General features: G+C 35.2%; 27 protein-coding genes and 1 pseudogene. All 28 read right to left on the reverse strand.

Annotated features, from left to right (window positions below):
• Positions 1-50: 50 nt before the first annotated feature.
• Positions 51-791, reverse strand: a complete 741-nt coding sequence (locus tag ACXX53_RS04245) for a class I SAM-dependent methyltransferase (RefSeq protein ID WP_458567336.1) — start codon at positions 789-791, stop codon at positions 51-53.
• A gap of 60 nt (positions 792-851) precedes the next feature.
• Entirely contained in the window at positions 852-1,229 is a 378-nt protein-coding gene (locus ACXX53_RS04250; RefSeq protein ID WP_458567337.1) for a hypothetical protein, read from the reverse strand.
• Between the two features lie 30 nt (positions 1,230-1,259).
• Positions 1,260-1,895 (reverse strand): hypothetical protein, encoded by a 636-nt coding sequence (locus ACXX53_RS04255; RefSeq protein ID WP_458567338.1) that lies wholly within the window; start codon positions 1,893-1,895, stop codon positions 1,260-1,262.
• Between the two features lie 93 nt (positions 1,896-1,988).
• Positions 1,989-2,492 (reverse strand): annotated as a pseudogene (locus tag ACXX53_RS04260) (DinB family protein).
• 173 nt (positions 2,493-2,665) lie between these two features.
• A complete protein-coding gene (locus tag ACXX53_RS04265; protein WP_458567339.1) occupies positions 2,666-3,082 on the reverse strand; it encodes a hypothetical protein in 417 nt (138 codons plus the stop codon).
• 97 nt (positions 3,083-3,179) lie between these two features.
• Entirely contained in the window at positions 3,180-3,740 is a 561-nt protein-coding gene (locus ACXX53_RS04270) for a GNAT family N-acetyltransferase (RefSeq protein ID WP_458567340.1), read from the reverse strand.
• A gap of 569 nt (positions 3,741-4,309) precedes the next feature.
• Positions 4,310-4,717, reverse strand: a complete 408-nt coding sequence (locus ACXX53_RS04275) for an HAD family hydrolase (RefSeq protein ID WP_458567341.1) — start codon at positions 4,715-4,717, stop codon at positions 4,310-4,312.
• 45 nt (positions 4,718-4,762) lie between these two features.
• Positions 4,763-5,017, reverse strand: a complete 255-nt coding sequence (locus ACXX53_RS04280; protein WP_458567342.1) for a hypothetical protein — start codon at positions 5,015-5,017, stop codon at positions 4,763-4,765.
• Complete coding sequence (locus ACXX53_RS04285; protein ID WP_458567343.1) at positions 5,007-5,456, reverse strand: DUF6678 family protein; 450 nt, start codon at positions 5,454-5,456, stop codon at positions 5,007-5,009. Before ACXX53_RS04285 ends, ACXX53_RS04280 begins: the two co-directional genes overlap by 11 nt.
• Positions 5,457-5,700: 244 nt before the next feature.
• The gene (locus ACXX53_RS04290; protein ID WP_458567344.1) at positions 5,701-6,747 is read right to left on the reverse strand and encodes a phosphotransferase; all 1,047 of its coding nucleotides are present in this window, start codon (positions 6,745-6,747) and stop codon (positions 5,701-5,703) included.
• A 43-nt stretch (positions 6,748-6,790) separates the two neighbouring features.
• Positions 6,791-7,282, reverse strand: coding sequence for a 2,4'-dihydroxyacetophenone dioxygenase family protein (locus tag ACXX53_RS04295; RefSeq protein ID WP_458567345.1), 492 nt, complete (start codon positions 7,280-7,282; stop codon positions 6,791-6,793).
• A gap of 79 nt (positions 7,283-7,361) precedes the next feature.
• Entirely contained in the window at positions 7,362-7,985 is a 624-nt protein-coding gene (locus ACXX53_RS04300; protein ID WP_458567346.1) for a DUF3885 domain-containing protein, read from the reverse strand.
• Between the two features lie 272 nt (positions 7,986-8,257).
• Positions 8,258-8,782: a phosphotransferase-like protein gene (locus tag ACXX53_RS04305; protein ID WP_458567347.1), complete on the reverse strand. Its 525-nt coding sequence runs from the start codon at positions 8,780-8,782 to the stop codon at positions 8,258-8,260.
• A gap of 22 nt (positions 8,783-8,804) precedes the next feature.
• Positions 8,805-9,251, reverse strand: a complete 447-nt coding sequence (locus ACXX53_RS04310; protein ID WP_458567348.1) for a GyrI-like domain-containing protein — start codon at positions 9,249-9,251, stop codon at positions 8,805-8,807.
• 28 nt (positions 9,252-9,279) lie between these two features.
• Entirely contained in the window at positions 9,280-10,125 is an 846-nt protein-coding gene (locus tag ACXX53_RS04315; RefSeq protein WP_458567349.1) for a class I SAM-dependent methyltransferase, read from the reverse strand.
• A gap of 160 nt (positions 10,126-10,285) precedes the next feature.
• The gene (locus ACXX53_RS04320) at positions 10,286-10,708 is read right to left on the reverse strand and encodes a VOC family protein (RefSeq protein ID WP_458567350.1); all 423 of its coding nucleotides are present in this window, start codon (positions 10,706-10,708) and stop codon (positions 10,286-10,288) included.
• 34 nt (positions 10,709-10,742) lie between these two features.
• Positions 10,743-11,216 (reverse strand): DinB family protein, encoded by a 474-nt coding sequence (locus tag ACXX53_RS04325; protein WP_458567351.1) that lies wholly within the window; start codon positions 11,214-11,216, stop codon positions 10,743-10,745.
• A 43-nt stretch (positions 11,217-11,259) separates the two neighbouring features.
• Entirely contained in the window at positions 11,260-11,697 is a 438-nt protein-coding gene (locus tag ACXX53_RS04330) for a hypothetical protein (RefSeq protein WP_458567352.1), read from the reverse strand.
• 65 nt (positions 11,698-11,762) lie between these two features.
• The gene (locus ACXX53_RS04335; RefSeq protein WP_458567353.1) at positions 11,763-12,245 is read right to left on the reverse strand and encodes a GyrI-like domain-containing protein; all 483 of its coding nucleotides are present in this window, start codon (positions 12,243-12,245) and stop codon (positions 11,763-11,765) included.
• Between the two features lie 22 nt (positions 12,246-12,267).
• Positions 12,268-13,323: a hypothetical protein gene (locus ACXX53_RS04340; protein ID WP_458567354.1), complete on the reverse strand. Its 1,056-nt coding sequence runs from the start codon at positions 13,321-13,323 to the stop codon at positions 12,268-12,270.
• Between the two features lie 17 nt (positions 13,324-13,340).
• Positions 13,341-13,775, reverse strand: coding sequence for a GyrI-like domain-containing protein (locus ACXX53_RS04345; RefSeq protein ID WP_458567355.1), 435 nt, complete (start codon positions 13,773-13,775; stop codon positions 13,341-13,343).
• Positions 13,776-13,798: 23 nt separating this feature from the next.
• Positions 13,799-14,152 (reverse strand): VOC family protein, encoded by a 354-nt coding sequence (locus tag ACXX53_RS04350; RefSeq protein ID WP_458567356.1) that lies wholly within the window; start codon positions 14,150-14,152, stop codon positions 13,799-13,801.
• 56 nt (positions 14,153-14,208) lie between these two features.
• Complete coding sequence (locus ACXX53_RS04355; protein ID WP_458567357.1) at positions 14,209-14,586, reverse strand: VOC family protein; 378 nt, start codon at positions 14,584-14,586, stop codon at positions 14,209-14,211.
• A 47-nt stretch (positions 14,587-14,633) separates the two neighbouring features.
• Positions 14,634-15,008, reverse strand: coding sequence for a VOC family protein (locus ACXX53_RS04360; RefSeq protein ID WP_458567358.1), 375 nt, complete (start codon positions 15,006-15,008; stop codon positions 14,634-14,636).
• Positions 15,009-15,083: 75 nt separating this feature from the next.
• Positions 15,084-15,500, reverse strand: a complete 417-nt coding sequence (locus tag ACXX53_RS04365) for a VOC family protein (protein ID WP_458567359.1) — start codon at positions 15,498-15,500, stop codon at positions 15,084-15,086.
• A 68-nt stretch (positions 15,501-15,568) separates the two neighbouring features.
• Complete coding sequence (locus ACXX53_RS04370) at positions 15,569-15,976, reverse strand: hypothetical protein (RefSeq protein WP_458567360.1); 408 nt, start codon at positions 15,974-15,976, stop codon at positions 15,569-15,571.
• A gap of 91 nt (positions 15,977-16,067) precedes the next feature.
• On the reverse strand, positions 16,068-16,757 hold the full coding sequence (locus ACXX53_RS04375) for a class I SAM-dependent methyltransferase (protein ID WP_458567361.1): 690 nt from the start codon (positions 16,755-16,757) through the stop codon (positions 16,068-16,070).
• 26 nt (positions 16,758-16,783) lie between these two features.
• Positions 16,784-17,329 (reverse strand): GrpB family protein, encoded by a 546-nt coding sequence (locus ACXX53_RS04380; protein WP_458567362.1) that lies wholly within the window; start codon positions 17,327-17,329, stop codon positions 16,784-16,786.
• Positions 17,330-17,451: the final 122 nt, after the last annotated feature.

A 17,451-nucleotide genomic window follows, 5' to 3' on the forward strand; every position in this document is an offset into this window, starting at 1 on the left:
TCCCATCTTGACTGAATTTCGCCTATTGTTCTTGTTTTCAAGCCTCATTCTTATTTATCCGCCAATATAGTAAACTCCCAAGGGATATTTTCATTATTCCATCCACGATGTTCATCATACTTCTTCAATTTAAAACCTGATGCAAGAACAGAATTGATGATCTCACTCAAAGTATACAAACGGATGGAGGTATCAGGGAAACCCGACTGCTCCTCTTCGTCAAAGAATCCCTTGTATGCCACGTCTCCGCTTCTTAGCTCCGGATCAAAATATTCGATTTTCCCTTGGCTAACAATGCATCTTCTAAAGGGATGGAAGTCACTAAGAATCATGCTCCCTCCATCTTTCAATAAACCAAAAAGAATAGACATAAGCTTATCTAGATCACCAAAATAATGTAATATCCCGCCTTCTAAATAAAGAAGGTCAAAATATCCTCCGTATTTCTTCAGATCAATCTCATAGATATCAGTAACTATATAATCTATTGTGGTATTTGCACTTGCAGCTACTTCTAAGGCATAATTGCTATTTTCCTCAGAAATATCGAATACGGTCACCTCTGCTCCTAATAAAGCTATGGGGACAGCTTTCCTTCCATTGGATCCGCACAGATTAGCAACTTTTTTACCTTCAACATACTCAAAATAATGTTTATGCTTTTTAAGACATGCGATTGGATTTTCTAATATTCGATTTGCTAACTCCTCTGGAGTTCCATCTCTTTTATGCCAAAATTCGTATGCTCGATACTCCCATGCTTTTTTATTTCTTTGACTTTGTTCATTCAATTGGATTACCCCTTTCTGTTTTTGACATTTACATACTGTTACTTTCGCTCTAATTGCCGATTACAAACCACTATCAAAAATATTCGTCATTTCTTCAGGAACCTCAATTACTCGCTGTACTTTATACTCCTCACTAGAAATATCTTTAATAATTTCAAGTAATATGACTTTTCTATTTTCCATCCTGATATAGCTGTAAGTTCTATATTCAGCCCCTGCAGTTGTGCTCTTTGATAATTCTTTAAACTGTTCCATACTAATAAGCCCTTTTTTAGGTTCAGATAAATACAAATTAAATTTGTTGTAATCTCCATTATTCAGCGCAAGTTTCATAATATGAGCTAGTTCTTCAGGACTTTCTGGCTTTTCCATCTTTGCTGACGAACATCCAATTAGTAATAAACAAAGTAGGAATGGTAAGTAAATTCTCTTATTCATTAATGCTTCACCCCTCACTTCCTTTCGGTACTATCCCTCAGGATCAGTGAACGTAATAATTCTTTTCGCGTAATTATCCCATTCTTTCGAATCCGTGTTTATCACAATTGTAGGCACTTTCGATAATTTGGCTTGTTCCCTTAATAGCATTTGAGTATCTATCAACTCTTTACATCCCTTTAAAATATCTTCTCTCGACTTTCCAAGCCATCTCCCAGCATTTCTACTCATTATCCGTTCCTCAACAATCTCATCTGAAATTGTCAATAACGCACATTTCGCTCCAAGTTCAACTAAGTTTTGTTCTAATTCTTCAATTTCATGACATAACGAACTGTTAAAGGCTGCTCTATGATTTAAATGAAATCTTTCTAGTATAAAAAACAATCCACGAGATTTACGAGAGAACGGGCCCAGCCCGATAGCCCATTCATTTAACTTATTTAGCATTTCTACTCTTTCTTGTAGTAACTTTAAATGTTCCGATCTACTTAATGAAACAAATTCACCATTAACATTATTTAATACTTGGGAATAATGCTCACCCAGCACAATAAGGCTTCGTTCAGCACTTTCATCCTGAGACAGCATTAACTTTAATGTTTTTAATAATGATGTTTTCCCTGAATTAGAATAACCCTCAAGTATAATTCCTCTTATATGCATCCAAGAATCCCCTTAATAATCTTTTCTCTGTACTGTAGAAGACTTTAACCATTCTTTTAAATCAGCTGCACTTAGGTAAATATACTTCCCAATTCAAAATCCACCTATAATTTCATCAATTTGTTTAATATGTCTTTGTTCATGTAAGTACAGTGATCTAACCCAATCAATTAATAACATCTCCTTAAAGACGGGGTGTTTAAAATATCTCCTACTCAGCACTGATGGGTCCTCTACACTGTTCAATGTCTCATATAACTTCTGTCTTGAATCGTTTAGTTTTTCAATAAGTTCTTGATATTCTATATATTCATCCGTTGGTTTAGCAATATTAGGAGCTTCTAGCTTCTTACTTCGATCAAGCAGAAATTCCAATGGTTTTTTGTCAACGAGTGAATCTTCTTCGCTCTTTAATCCTCGTTATATGGCTGCAACATATAATTCTTCTGTCTTACTGAGATGTTGACATACCTGACTTATACTCCAACTGTTTGGGTCTTTTTGTGTATTTAATTGATCCCCACTTAATCCTTTAAGAATGTCTAGCAGTTCGTCTCTTGTTTCTTTTAATTTCTGATTGATCTCTTGAAGTTCCATAGAATGCTCCCTCCTTCAATTTGTTGAGGATATTTTTGCTTAATTCACTACATATGCTAGGAAAAATGAATTCATTCATTTATATCAGTCCTAATCTTGATGGATGTCTTGAAATAACAGCAACATCAATGCAAAACAGCTCCATAGGGATGCTTCCCATGTGGAGCTGGTGCTTAAAACGTAATATTATCTTTTGTTGTGTCAGTATTCAAAAGGATACTCCACTTATTATCGTGCTTACTTAATATGAAGACCATTTCTGCACTTTGATCATCTACAACAAGTTGGGTTAGTACTTTGTATGTGTTGCTATCAACTTCTTTTGTTTCTAAAATTTCATACTTACTCAAATTGTGATCTTGTACTGACTTAGTGAACTTTTCTTGATCAGGAAGGCTAGTTTTGTTCAATAATTCATAAGCTTGTACAGGTTTCTTTTGCTTTACATTTTCAAGATACGAATCAAGGGTTTCTCTAACTACTTTCTCATCGCTTTGTGTACAACCACTAATTATTAAGGAACACAAGATCAAACATAATAATAAACCTTGAAGTATACTTCTCTTATTATTTGTTCCATTAATTTCCATACACCTACCCCCCCTATGGAAATATTATGATATTCTAATACTCTATCATAAATTACATATGATGGAAATAGCAGTCGTCACCCGGTCGAAGAAACGATTAGTTTATCTTTGCATATAGATAAGTATCTCGAATTTCACTCCCATCAACTGATATATCTTCATTTCGAAGTGTACCTTCTAACACAAATCCTAATCTTTCAGGAATCAACTTACTTTTAGTATTTAAAGTATCACAACGTATTTCAAGCCTTCGAGCCTTTAATTCATCAAATGCAAAATCAGAAATACCTTGCACTGCTTCTGTCATATATCCCTTACCACTATAACGTTTATCAATCCAGTAACCTATTTCGAATTTAGGAATATCCCAATTTGGATTATGCAGCCCCGTTACCCCAATAAACTGATTCGTTCCCTTTAGAAAAATTAGTAGCCTTAGATCTTCTCGTGTTAAAAATCTACAGTGGGCCGTTCTGACACTTGCTTCTGTGTTCCCTTCAGTTTGTGTCTTTTGAGCAAAGGGTAACCATTGTTTTAGCTCATCGATAGAAGCAACAATTGCATCATATACTGCTTTACCATCTCCAGGCATTGGCATTCTTATATGCAGCCTTTCAGTGTAGAATTCAGATGGAAAGTCTATTAGAATCGGATCCACTTAAATAACTCCTTTCCGTTTATTATGCAGTTAGATTGTACTTGCGTTGATTTTCTATAACGCCTCTTCTATTTACGAATCAAAGAGCCTTAATCTCCTACTGAGGACCGCTCTGATATACATTCAATTAGCCTGTTTATATAAAAATTCATTAACATCGCTTGAAAATATAAGAATAATTGAAGTTATCAAGTTCAGTAATAAAGTGATTATGGTTATGATCAATAGACTCGTTAAACGTGTCTCAATTATCCCCTGAACTAATGCATTTGAGAATAAGATTAGGTTTATTGAGGTGTAAATAATAAAAATCCATTTAGCTTTGTTACTTCCCAAATAGATGAAAGCAGAAATAATAATCCATATTATAGATCCTAAGAGATTCGAAAATATTCCATGCATTAAACTAATGATTTCAACAATTATTATAAAAACAATATTTAAAATGACCAAAGTACGCGTAACGATCCGTCCACGCTTAACTTGTCTTGTTATGAAATCATCGCTTTGGCTAATAAAAATGCTCCTCCCTCAAAAAGATTCTGCACCGAACTTCGTACCCACGAACTTCAATCAAACGTTTTTTTAATTAATCTCTCCAATTCATATAAGTCCTTAATACTTTTATAATCTCCATTAATAACTTCTTCACTGCCTCTTAACAGCCATACCGTATGTATACCCAACTTCTTCGCGCCTTCCAAATTACGAATGTTGTCATCCACAAATATAACCTCATGAGGATTAACATTCAGTTCCTTCAAAGCAGTTATATACATCCGTTCATTAGGTTTCCTAACTCCTAATATGGACGACATCACGAAAGTTGAAAAATAATTCCGTAATTTTAGATTAACAAAAACCCTTTCTAATGAAGGCCATGTATCCGAAACAACACCTAATTGATAGGCAGCATTTAATCTGGGGATAACATCAAACACATCATCATGGAATAAGAATTTCTCGTCATTATACACGGTATCCTTCGCGATACCTTCTATATCTGTTTTGGTTAGTTGTAGTTATGGTAGCCGATCAGCAAATTCACTATAGAATTGTACAAATAGTTCATATTCTTCTTGTTCTGTTAACACATAATCTTGCTCATCTATTCTCTTTATACAATGTTGAAACACCTTCTGTAATGCATCTATTCCTTGCTTTTCAAATAAAGGCTTATCGATATATTTATAAAAATTAGGTGGTATAAACCAATGTCCTGTTCTAGGGTGATTCAAAACTCGCCCTGAATCAAAAAGGATCGCTTTAATTGTCATGTTTGTCACTCTCTCTGCTGATTATTAAAGAACTTGGATCAGATGTGTAACCATAAATATAGAATGTATCGTTTTCCAGCCTATATGGTATTGATAGCCCCATTAAAATCTTAGTAAAGTCCTCAGTAATATCTATTAATTCAGGTGAAACTAATCTTCCACGATGTTTTAGATATCTTGGCCGCACTCGGATCCACTCAACACTATAAAATGGTTCAAGTCCTTCAACCCAATCACCCCAATACCGCACATCACTTTCGAAATTTCCCCGATATATCCTATCATCTAAAACATACTTAGCTTGAAACGGCGGGGGAAATAATAAATCATCAAGAACAGCGTTTTGTAGTTCTTCCCATTTGGTATTATTCATGATTGAAGTTAAATTCCTTGCAGATACAACCTCAGTTACTCTTTTTTTGTTTTTATCTAAGACCATAGATTATTCCTCTCTTATTCCTTATCATTGCTTTCTTGTTTAATCAAAAGATCCAACCGTTCAATGATTCTTTCTTGGTTCTCCATTTGCTTTTTTAGCTTATAGTTCATGCTACTGAATCCGAAAATTATGATAAGAGGAACAGATATAACAAGAATAAAATTAATAATCTCCACTGTCATGTCTCCTATTTATGTAGTCGTACTGGATCCTCCGGACTTAGCCTCGAAGAGTGAATACGATGTTATTGAGTATCAGCTTGTTCTTCTAATTCACTTAAGTCTATGTGTATATTGTTTAACCAGGTTTCTAATTCTAAAATCATATCTTCATATTGTCTTAGAGCATTTATAGTTCCTATAACCTGATTTGTCCCCATTTCCTGTTCATTTTCGTCTGCACATTCAATCCCTAATGATCGTTTTAAACTATATTCCAGCCAGTCTAACTTGCCTAAATAACCATGTTCTAAAACCATTCTCCAATCAGCTTCAATAATTCCAAAGCTTTTCTGATATCCACCAACAAACGCAAAAAATCTCTCTTTATCTATACTCCCTAATTCATTCAATGACCAGTAAATAGCCGTTTCAATCAAATCATGCTTCGGATTATTATACCCAGCTGACTCCCAATCAATTAAGATTGGGCTTTCCTGCGTCCACATAACATTCTTCGGTTCCAAATCACCGTGGCTAATAACCATTTCTGATGCTAACATTCTGGAAGATCGGTGTGCTTTATTACTCCATGCATATAATTGATTAATGGTTTCGTCTAGTAGGCTCTCCCAAACAGAATTGACCTCTTTCCCTTTACTTAAGTAGAAATTCCAATCGGTTTCTTTCGTATGTTCAAGGTAAGTGTTGTTCTCTATTTGAGAGAAATCTGTCTTGTGAATTTGAGCTAGAATTGAACCCATCTTTTTGCAATGAGTGATATTAATTTCGTAAGATTTCAGGCTGTATCCTTCTATCCAATCGAAAACAAGGTAATATTGAGTATCAATGATCTGAATAGACTTACCATCAATTATTTTTGCGGGTTGAGCTGGTACACTATTAGATGCAATATTAACGATTGTTTCTGATCTGATATAGTTATTTAAGGCTGTTGGTCTTGCCATAATCTGTGGATTTAAGGCTTTTACAGCATACTTCCCTTCAGTGGTTTCTATCGCGAACATCCTATGTAACAGTCCACCCGATATAACTTCCGGTACATTAATTATTTCACCAAGTTTTAGTGTGCTACACAATTTTTCGAATTGTAAATTATATTGATCATTCATGTAGATCTGTTCCTTCCATTTATTGTTTTCCATTGACTTTCACTCAATATATTAGTTCCTCTAAATATTGAATACCATGTTCTTCACAATAGTCCCTATACTTTTTAAGTACTGTATATATATCGTCTTGACCAATGACTTGGTTATCTTTATTAAAATATTGCAGGCAACCACCCAAGATAAATAAGGTAATCACTTCTTCTTCTGTTATTAATGTATGAATGTCTCCAGGTGGTTCAAATATAAACGTTCCTGGTTTAGCAACCCAATCCCTGCCTTCATATCTCCAAGTCCCTTGTATGTTATAGCCAATTACCGATCCGCCAGTATGCCGGTGTCTGTTTAATGTCTTATTGCCTTTTATCTTAAACAAATAAGTCCATGTGCCTGTATTCAGGTCAAATCTTAAAGGTTTAAAATGACACGTCCCATCGTCAAAAGGAACCCATGGTAACTCTTCTACATTAAAAATCTTTTCAGCTAATTGCATCTTCTCTGCAAAATGCATGACCGACTCTTGAATGAGATTATTCATTATTTAAGTCACCTCATTTCCCTGTAAATACTTATCGTAACGGCGAGGTCTGCAGCGCGATACGGTGTTAGGCGAAGTATTATGCTTCCTTAAAAATTTTATCAATATACTCTCTCCAATAATCTACAAGCCAATCATTGTACTTTGTATAAATTTCTCTTAAACTCTCTTTTGAAGTTGAATATACGATACAACCACGATCATCATACATGTAAAATACAATTTCCCTGTTCACACTTACATAATATATGCCTTGAGAAATGGATGTTTCTTTACCTTGTTCATAGTTTGTAATGCCTTTGAAAATATCCGAATAAGGTATTTCATTTACACGACTACGAGTAGTAACTATCTTATATTCAGATTCAAGTATAATCTTATTCCCATCTTCGTCCTGATCTTCATTTAACTCCACATATCTGTCCTCATCCAGTTGAAACCCAGATAATATCTCATAAATATAGTTTGGGGTTGTGTTCCCAAACATAGGATCAACATCAATATTTGCATCTTTAATATACAAATAAATATCTTCGTCTTGTGAAAACACTGACTCAAATATTGAATTTACTCTATTGTTTACTTGGTTTATTCTCTCATCTGTACCATTCTCAAAAGGTTCACCTAGTTCAAAACGAACATTAATATCCATCCAAAATTCATTGAAATTATCAGCCATGAATTGAGATAGTTCATCCTTCATAGATAATCCCCTCACAATATATTTCATGATCTTTCATCTAACGTTTTGATACATATTTTCTGATATGGTATTATATATGTAATAAATACCAAGTGCAGCGAACACTTGGTCAATACAATTGGCTTGGATGGTTATTCCCTTCTTAGTCAGTTAAGAACGAAAACCCACCTTTGGCTCGAAACCTTGGGGTGGGTTTTTACTTTCTCTTGAAGGGAAACCATGCCCACCTAAGATTCAATTAACATGATAAGAAAACAAAAAAATTTTTGAAGTCATTTTACGATTTTCTTAAAATAGGTTTTAAGTATAATCTCGGCACATTCTTCTGGTGTATTCACACTGGTATTGACTGAGCAACTATAGTGAATGTTTTCCGCCATTATTTCATTTTGCCAATCTGACTGATCTTCTGTTCTGTCACCACGCTCTATATTACGTTTGCGGCATATTTCTAAAGGACAATATACCTCAACTATTTCCAATGGATATCCCTTAAAAATTCCTTTAACTTTATCATAATGCGGCTTTAGTTCAGGCCTTTCAACAACTATCCCATCAATCAAGATATTCTTTCCGCTATCTGAAAATAATCTTGCCGTATGATACATCTTAATAATTACTTCACTTAAATACTTCCAATAGTCTTCCTCCAGATGTTTATCCCCTATCATTTGTTCAAAAAGATCATTGGCAACAACATAAAAAAATGGTTCCGAATAAGATTGTATGGCATCTACTATGGAGGTTTTACCTGAGCTTGTCACTCCATTCAAAAAAATAATCTTCCCCTTATCCATGCTTCTCATCCTTTGTATAGGTCTATTCTATAATGGGTATATATACATCTACTTTCCTTGGCCATTCTGGATCTTCGAATTGATAGACTTCTAGAGCAATAGCCCTTGAATTGTTTTCAAGACCATTGTTTTTAAGGTAAGTATGTAGCACTTCATACGGGTCGTTTTCAGATCTAATCTTCGCATATGTATGCGCTGGAACCACAAAACCAATCATTCCCTCAGGTATATCCACAAGATCACTGACTTCCATGCAGAACAAATAAGTAAACAGTACTTCCGATGCGAAGTGTGGACACACATATTCATTTGGATTTATTACATTCTTGATTTCGTTTTTACGACTTAAGAACAATTCTTTTGTTTCTTCTATTCTCTTTGGACTATGAGCTTGGAAACTAGATGTTACTGGAATTCCGATAAACTTCTTTTCTTGGAAATGAATAATCTCAACTTGATCGTGGCTCATATTCACTTCTCCTTCAGGCAAAGTTCTATCACTTCTTTCTAGCAACTACAGTTAATACTTCTGTGTCTTCCTCATATTCTCTTCCAGTAACATCTGAATAATATTCGACATCTTCAAAGCCAATACTGCTTAGTATTGAAGAAATCTCATCAATTGTGTATGTCTTATCCCAAATATTATATATCTGCATGTCTTCAGGATCTTCTAACACGATTGTCTGTTGTAAATGTACTCTTTCCTCTGGGTACCAGTAATTTGCGTCTAAACACAAATGGGGCGTCGGTCTCCAAAATCCACTATTGTATGAACACCATGTTTTTGTATCGACATGATTTCTATATTTATGAGGTGTAAACACATCAAATACAAACGTTCCTCCTGCATTTAAATTCTTGTATATTTTATGTAGTAATGTATCCCGCTCATATTCGTTCAACACTCCAAAATCACAGTAAATAAGCAAAGCAACATCAAAATGATTCGTAAAATGATAAGTCAAATAATCATGATTTACATAATTCACTTCTACATCCAGCTCAGCGGCTTGATTTCTAGCATATTCGATCGATCTACTTGAAAAATCAACTCCTGTCACTTTATTAAAACCTTGTTTAGCCAACCGATTCGTATATAGTCCTGGCCCACAACCTAAATCTAGTATTTTATGTTCAACCTTATTACCACAGATATAATCCTTAATCCACTCCACAGAAGCATTGATTGTAGATGGTTTCCTACTTGCCGCATCTATATTAGGATCTAAGTGAGCTATAAGCATTTGTTGTGATATATACTCATCAACCCACATCTGTGAACTGCCCTTCTCAAATAATTCTGGTCTTTTTGTTTTCTCAATAATTTTTAGAATATTCATGTAAGACATCCTTTCACAGTGTTGTTCGCTAAGTCAGCTTCCCGTTTTTTTAGTAATTCTTTGATCAGAAATTATAAAGTCCTCTTTGCAATAATTCCGCCTAACTCCTTTGTATAGCAAGAAACCGCCCTTTTAAATGAGCGGTTCTATTTGAGTCATATTATTGCGCTGCTTCTCGCATTGCACCGAGAACAATATTATATTTATCTGGATCTTGAATATAGATATTTTTAAAATCCCAAATTCCGTGTGAGTCAATTACCGGTTCATATGGAATAAATCCACCCCTGCTCCGAATTTCTTCAACAATTCCGTCTATATCATCCCAACCTACATGAATAAATGTATCCCAACCATAGTCAGGCCCCTCCCAATCAGTCGGATAGTCGGATCGTTTCTTTGAAGGGGCATTTGGTCTAACATCTTCAGGAGACATCGCTTGTTGAAGAATAACAATCATTCCATCTCGTTCTGCATGGCCCCAGTCATCTACTTTGCATCCAAGAACATCACGGTAATATTCCTGCGATTTCTTTAAATCTGAAACTAATCGAACTTGAATTGTGGTTCCTAATTTAATCATTCAACATTCTCCTCTCTGAAATTAAAGGTTGAGTTTATATGTAATGAACTCTTTTTGTTTCTTTTATTTGTTCGATGTGGTGATAGGAATGATTGATATCGTGATTTAGTGCATCTCTTACCGTCGCCCTTCCATCTTGATGAACTAAGGTACGATCCAATGAGTCGGGGATGATCTCACATAAATATGAAATGTATTCCCGAATCGCGCTAAACAGCTGCACCTCAATTTTTATATCTCTCTGATTATGATTCATGGATTGATTCCATACATGTGCGTCGAATTCATTAAAGATATATTTCTCGCCTGTATTAGCAAGCGCATATCGATTGATTTGAAAATAATTTAGGTCGCATTCAACAATATGATGCACTATTTCTCTGATCGTCCACTTACCATCTCCTCTAGATAAATCCAGTTCTCTATCACTTAAACCGTTCAATACTTCCATGAGTATCTTTGGTGCATCTTTATATTTTTGAATTACTTTAAAGTCTTCTTCTTTCATAAAGTAGACTCCTTTTTTAAGTGAGGTGTTATAGGTTCTTATATCATTGTCCTTCAAGTGGATATTTCTTAAACAAATCCTTAATATATTCATAGTCTATCTTATTTTCATTTGCTGTATAGAAAAACCCATTATATCTTATTGTATCTGGAGAATTAATCGTTAATTTCTTAATTGGTTTTCCTTTTTGATTGTAAATAGTTGTTTTAAAACTATATCCCATATATCCAAACGACAATTTGCCTTTTTGAAATTTTACTTCTCTTAGATTATTAATCATATGTTGAATATCTATTGGATCTGTTATTTCAATTTGATAACCTGTATTACCATCAAAAACAGAGATTCTCGATACTTCAGTTGGCTTAAACTTTATTAATTCATGAGGTATGTAAGTTAGACCATAGAATAAAACTAGAAATAACGGAGCTAGTAAAAGAAACATTCTAATCCGTTTCTTATTTCTGTTCAATCGAATCATCCTAACAAATTAATGATCTCTTAGGTTTTATTGAGTTCACACTGATTTCACATAACGTTTCCGTGCTATATCTTCTTTACTGGACAATAAATCATAACTTCATTCTTCTCGTTATCATCATCTATGATTGTTTTCTCATCGTATCTCTCGAAGTAATAAGCTGTATCATCATAGGTATACCCGTTCTCGTTCATCCAATGTGAAGTATAATCATAGGCTGTTCCTGTCTGACTGGCTGGACCAACATAGTGTGTTAATGTATACGTTTGAGGTAATAAGTGAATGTGTACCATCCCATGCGGTAAATTGGAGATCGGCTCTACTTCATAGCAGCAATAGAAGTCCACAAGTCCTGTGTTTCCTTTGTAGTTCGGCGGGGTAATTCCATAAGTGACATTCGGGTTTTTAAGGTTAAGAATTTCGTCTTTTCTTCTCGTCAGTTCAATAAATGCATGATTAACACTCTCTCCAAGATTCGAAAAATGTGCTGTTGCTCTAATACCAACATAGGTCGTGATGTTTTGTGTTTCTGCGATTTCTACCTTCATAGACATCACCTCATCAATAATCTCAACCGATAGTTGTTAATTCAATATACATTCTTTTTATAATTTCATATGCTTTGTCCTCTAGGAGCATTAATTCTTTAATCGACTCTATGCTTTCATTCCGATCTGGATCTGGGATCAATTCACGCGGCTGCTCGTATGGGTATTTTTGTACTAAGGCTTTATAGATCTCAGCAATTTTGTTGTAAACTACAACGGCCTCATCTATAAGTGATGAAAGTTGTCCGCTTACTAGATCTTTTATCTCACTGAGGAAGGTACGGGCATAGCTTCTAGCATCTGCGATCGGTTCTAATGTGAGACTGAAACGGTACTTATCTACATTGTTTCGTTCTAAAGCACTTATCCATTCTACGTAGGCTTGCCTACCTACGAAATACTTATCATTGTTCCAATGAATAACTCCTTGATCATTTAAATCAATCACAAACTTTAGTGCATCTTTAAGTGCTGACAAATGATTTACACTAGGGATAGGTGCAGCCCAATGTAATGATATTAGTCCCTCTGTTTTCTCTTCATGGTTAAACATTTCCCTATTTCTCTTGCAATACGCACATGGACACAGAGACTGGCCTAGTTTGTCCCATGGGATTACATCATCTGCATGATCATGCCCATTTCCACCATGCCATGAATGCGTGTAGTAACCTACAGAGTCATATCCATATATGACTGACGTTTGGTTCTCGATATCGATATTCTTAGCAAATACAGGATACCCATTGTTAATGGCTTCTCTTGCATGAATCCACAGTTTTTCCTGCAGGTCTTTAAACATTCCATTCTCTGCATAGGTATGTACTCCTTCGATATTCAAACCGAAGTTGCGAGCTAGTTTGAACAATTGGGGTTCTGGCGGTCCTGCATTTGGTTTCTTGAAGTCTTTATCATGCACAATCAAAAAAGCCATTCCTGTCATTCCATATATCCATGATGAGGATACAGGTTTCTTATAGTAGTCTACAACTGATTTAAGGGCTCCAATCTGGGATGCTTCAATACCACTAAAATAATAATTAGTTAATTCTACTTTGTTTCTAGTGATTGGTTCCATCGTTACATCCTCCCCAATCATTTCATTTGTATGTACATATCGAATTCGCTATCCTCATCTTCTCCTTTAAATCTATCATCATACACTTCAAAACATACGATGTCATACTGCTCATGGTTCATCACAGATAGCCAACTAATGATCGTTTCAAATGTCTCATTAATCTTACTTAAAGGACCTTTGTGTGTCATGCTTGCATATCGACCTGCTGGAATAATATACGAAGACATTCCTTCTGGAACAGCGTTCAATTCTTCTACCTGCACTCCTGCCAAATAACCGTGCTCATTCCTCTTAATAACTCCAAGTGTTTCATGACTATTCTTCCGATCAGGTACTTCTTCAATTCTAGTAAACAAAACAGGCCACACATCAGCAGGATTTACCGGTTCTCCGATATTTCCGATTCCAATTATTTTAATCTCTTGGAATTCATAAATTATTGGTTCCATCTGAATTCCTCCACCATTTTAATTTACTTGCATATCATGATTACGTTTCCATCAGGATCTTTGATATTGAACCAGTGTCCGTTTTCAATACCCGTTACCAATTCTACATTCATTGATTTCATGTATTCATAAGATTCTTCAATATGATCTGTAGACAACTGAACAGCTGGAACTTTAAATACATGATCTGGAGAATATATCTTGCTGTCTAACACTATATTCGCTTCCCCCTGCATTGGAAGCACGTATATATGTCCAAAGAATATTTCTCCATCAGTCGGCAAACCAAGTAAATTACAATACCAATCCCTTGCATTCTCAATATTACTTACAGGAATAAAGAAGCCTTTAATTTGATTCTTAATTGGGTTTGTCATTAGCCTTGGTCCCCATTCTTGTTTAATTTGAACGTTAAGCACTTACAAATACTCACTTATCTAGGCTCTTCATGTACTACGATCATATTTCCAGTTGGATCAAAGAATCGAAAAAACTTTCGTCCTTCTTCATCGAGAGTTGGTGATCCATCCCCTTCATAATCTGTTCCTGACTCTATTATCGATTTAATTATATTATCGATGTTCTCCACTTCTACCCCTATTGTTGGGAATGGGTGTCCTTCCACCGTAAATGTGCTTGAAGTGCGATCATCTGTCTTCCATAGGTTGATATTTGGGCCTTCACTTAATTCAATAATGGCAAACTCTCCAAAATTGGCCGCAAGAGTGCCACCTAAGAACGTAACATACCAATCAATCGAATCCTCCAGATTGTTCGCTGGTACTTGAACATGACTAATATATTTCCGCATCGAAAGTCCCTCCTAAAGGTATTAATACCCTTTCACTGGTTTCCTTTCTATCCACCAAATGCAATCCGATATCCATCAGGATCTTGGATTGTAAATTCACTAAAAAAGTCATTTAGATCGGGACCTCTGACTATTTCTATCCCCTTTTCAGTAAATTCCTCTAATAACACTCGTACATCACAATAACAGAATGCATCAAAATACAATCCGCCTTTAACCGTTGAAGATGGTCTTACATCATCTGGATCTGAAGCAGGATGTAATATAAAGACAACAGAATCTCGTGTCATATGTACATGTTGAACCGTAGGTCCACCAACAAGTTCATAATGAAAACCAAGGTGTTTATAGTAATCAATTGACTGTTGTAAATCTCTTACCAGCAATACCATTGTCGGTCCCAACAATTTAATGTTCGACATATACTTTACCTCTCCTTTTTAAAATTCAATACTGCTCTAGATTCATATAACGTTGTTGTATGTCCGCGATTTTATTTATTCATAGTACCAATCATGTGCTTTGGTATATCCGCTCCAAGCAACTAACTTGTTGCCATTTATATCCCAGAATTCAAAAGTCCATCCGCATCCTTCTCCACCTTCTATTTCTCCAACAATTACTCCTGATTCTTTTAAATTTCTATGTAACTGGTAGATATCAGAAACCCTCAAACATACACGAACACGGTAATTTTCCTTTTCTTGAACATACCAATAACTATTTACGTCATCATAATCTGGTCTAAATAAACAAATCCTCAATCCCACGGGCGATATCAAATCAGCAATTCCCTTTATTGGAGGTACGACTTCAAAGCCCAAATGATTACTATACCATTCAGCTGATTGGTGAATATCTTTTACTGGTATTTCAAGTGTCATATCCTTTACAATCACGTTATTTGTATTCATTCACATCTTCCTTTCTTAATGATTTGGGTGAATGACTGTCTTATTCTTTGTCACAACAGTACGTATATCTATAGTCTTTCTTCCCCATCGCTGTACTCATGTAATTTTACATAATCAAAATTCGATGAACTTAGAAAATCAGTAAGGTAATTTTCTTGTTCCTCGATAGGAACATGATATGGTGGTGCTACATCTTTTAGATTCGCAAACAATACCCACCCAACGTTCTCATTTGAAAACTTACATTTCCCTTCTAAATCTTTATTTGGATAAACTTCAACATATACTTGCTTTTCTTTATTCAAATTCCAATAAAAATATTTATATACATATGGCAGCCTTGCGTCTAACATCCCTTTATTTTTTGATTTCGAGAAAGTTCTATTAAGCGGTTCTAAAAATTTGTAAAAAGCATTCATTAGTTCCTTTTCATCCTTACTTGTACATAGAAAACCATACTCAGTCATTTTATTCATTATTGATCCTCCACAAATTATCTGCCCCAGGGGTAAAGCCCGCAGCGTATATACAGTGTTATCAGATGTCATGCGTCTTCTTGGAACTACCCTATAAATGCTTCCACCAAATCCCTGCACACTCTGGAACAGTCGACCATTGATTATCTACGATTTTCTTCGTTAACTCTTCTCCAAAGAAAAACTCAGTGCATTTTTTTGCTTCTTCAACATCCGTGAATCTATAATCCAACCGTATCCATTTTTGATGGAAATCATAATCCTCTTCAAGTGCTTTATAATACTTGGTTAGAAATTCAGGAGGATTGGGGGTTTCTGTACCAGTTCCCATTGTCTCAAAAATGATTATCGTACCATTTGGTCTCAATACCCGATAAAGTTCTGAAATAATAAGCTTAAGATTATCCTCCCAATTCTCATTACCTGTATTAGCTAAATAACTGATACTCCAACCAGATACCACTAGATCAACTGATCCATCAGCAATAGGTAGTTTTCTGTGGTCTGCCACAACTGTTGTCCAATTACGAACATTTCTTTGTTCTATTAATTTATGTTCTAATAGTTCCAACATTGATGAAGAAATATCTGTGCATATAAGCGACTTTGCATCCTCAGCCAAAACACTTGATAATCTACCCGATCCTGCCCCTAAATCAAGAATATCCAATCCCTGAAAAGGACATATATCCTTAATTACCCCAGATAATTCAGGTTGTTTACTTATCATAAATTCATAGGTATCCGTTTGATTTTGATAGATCTGTTCATGCGTAGCCATTGATAATCACTCTTTTCTATCAATTATTATTCTGACCCTAATATACTTTTCACAAAATCAGTTTTCGCCTCTGTATAGGCTTCTCTATCATCTTTGTTCTCGTTAGCTAATTTCCTTTTAAGTTCAGCATATTGTCTTGCCAACAATGGACGTTCACGAAGTTTATCTCGGAATAATAGTTGTTTTTCCCACCGATCCCCATCCTCCAACATAAGATGAAGATGACATTCTCTTTTATCATCTTTAACTTTAACAAAGAATCTTCTCCATCCCTTTCCATCCAATTCTGGCGGAACGTAATTCCAATTATGAAAGCTTAATTTATCTACGATCTTATCCAGATCATCAAACGAATTAATCTTTGCCATCATATCAATAATTGGTTTTGCGGGTAAATTAGGAATTGACGTGCTGCCAATATGCTCGACCTCACTAATTCCGAAGGGAGAAAGAAGTTCTCTTAAAGTATCCACTTCGTGAGCACCTTTCTCTATCCATGAAGAATCAGGCATCTTTATCTCAACCGGTTCTGTAGCCCAAACAGGCCAGTTATTAGTATTGTTTTCCTTCATGAATAACTCTCCTCAACTTTAATTGCCATTCTTTTAAATAACGTTTTTGTGTTTACGAACCCAAGAGTCTTAAAGGATCTTGAGCGACTGGGGAAACTTACTTCGAAAGCATTTGCTTGAAG

The organism is Paenibacillus marinisediminis (genome assembly GCF_054343325.1).

Coding starts and splice junctions, on each gene's coding strand:
- ACXX53_RS04250 (WP_458567337.1), bottom strand. CDS start 1,229: ATGAATAAGAGAATTTACTTACCATTCCTACTTTGTTTATTACTAATT.
- ACXX53_RS04255 (WP_458567338.1), bottom strand. CDS start 1,895: ATGCATATAAGAGGAATTATACTTGAGGGTTATTCTAATTCAGGGAAA.
- ACXX53_RS04265 (WP_458567339.1), bottom strand. CDS start 3,082: ATGGAAATTAATGGAACAAATAATAAGAGAAGTATACTTCAAGGTTTA.
- ACXX53_RS04280 (WP_458567342.1), bottom strand. CDS start 5,017: ATGACAATTAAAGCGATCCTTTTTGATTCAGGGCGAGTTTTGAATCAC.
- ACXX53_RS04285 (WP_458567343.1), bottom strand. CDS start 5,456: ATGGTCTTAGATAAAAACAAAAAAAGAGTAACTGAGGTTGTATCTGCA.
- ACXX53_RS04290 (WP_458567344.1), bottom strand. CDS start 6,747: ATGAATGATCAATATAATTTACAATTCGAAAAATTGTGTAGCACACTA.
- ACXX53_RS04295 (WP_458567345.1), bottom strand. CDS start 7,282: ATGAATAATCTCATTCAAGAGTCGGTCATGCATTTTGCAGAGAAGATG.
- ACXX53_RS04300 (WP_458567346.1), bottom strand. CDS start 7,985: ATGAAGGATGAACTATCTCAATTCATGGCTGATAATTTCAATGAATTT.
- ACXX53_RS04305 (WP_458567347.1), bottom strand. CDS start 8,782: ATGGATAAGGGGAAGATTATTTTTTTGAATGGAGTGACAAGCTCAGGT.
- ACXX53_RS04310 (WP_458567348.1), bottom strand. CDS start 9,251: ATGAGCCACGATCAAGTTGAGATTATTCATTTCCAAGAAAAGAAGTTT.
- ACXX53_RS04315 (WP_458567349.1), bottom strand. CDS start 10,125: ATGAATATTCTAAAAATTATTGAGAAAACAAAAAGACCAGAATTATTT.
- ACXX53_RS04320 (WP_458567350.1), bottom strand. CDS start 10,708: ATGATTAAATTAGGAACCACAATTCAAGTTCGATTAGTTTCAGATTTA.
- ACXX53_RS04325 (WP_458567351.1), bottom strand. CDS start 11,216: ATGAAAGAAGAAGACTTTAAAGTAATTCAAAAATATAAAGATGCACCA.
- ACXX53_RS04330 (WP_458567352.1), bottom strand. CDS start 11,697: ATGATTCGATTGAACAGAAATAAGAAACGGATTAGAATGTTTCTTTTA.
- ACXX53_RS04335 (WP_458567353.1), bottom strand. CDS start 12,245: ATGAAGGTAGAAATCGCAGAAACACAAAACATCACGACCTATGTTGGT.
- ACXX53_RS04340 (WP_458567354.1), bottom strand. CDS start 13,323: ATGGAACCAATCACTAGAAACAAAGTAGAATTAACTAATTATTATTTT.
- ACXX53_RS04345 (WP_458567355.1), bottom strand. CDS start 13,775: ATGGAACCAATAATTTATGAATTCCAAGAGATTAAAATAATTGGAATC.
- ACXX53_RS04350 (WP_458567356.1), bottom strand. CDS start 14,152: ATGACAAACCCAATTAAGAATCAAATTAAAGGCTTCTTTATTCCTGTA.
- ACXX53_RS04355 (WP_458567357.1), bottom strand. CDS start 14,586: ATGCGGAAATATATTAGTCATGTTCAAGTACCAGCGAACAATCTGGAG.
- ACXX53_RS04360 (WP_458567358.1), bottom strand. CDS start 15,008: ATGTCGAACATTAAATTGTTGGGACCGACAATGGTATTGCTGGTAAGA.
- ACXX53_RS04365 (WP_458567359.1), bottom strand. CDS start 15,500: ATGAATACAAATAACGTGATTGTAAAGGATATGACACTTGAAATACCA.
- ACXX53_RS04370 (WP_458567360.1), bottom strand. CDS start 15,976: ATGAATAAAATGACTGAGTATGGTTTTCTATGTACAAGTAAGGATGAA.
- ACXX53_RS04375 (WP_458567361.1), bottom strand. CDS start 16,757: ATGGCTACGCATGAACAGATCTATCAAAATCAAACGGATACCTATGAA.
- ACXX53_RS04380 (WP_458567362.1), bottom strand. CDS start 17,329: ATGAAGGAAAACAATACTAATAACTGGCCTGTTTGGGCTACAGAACCG.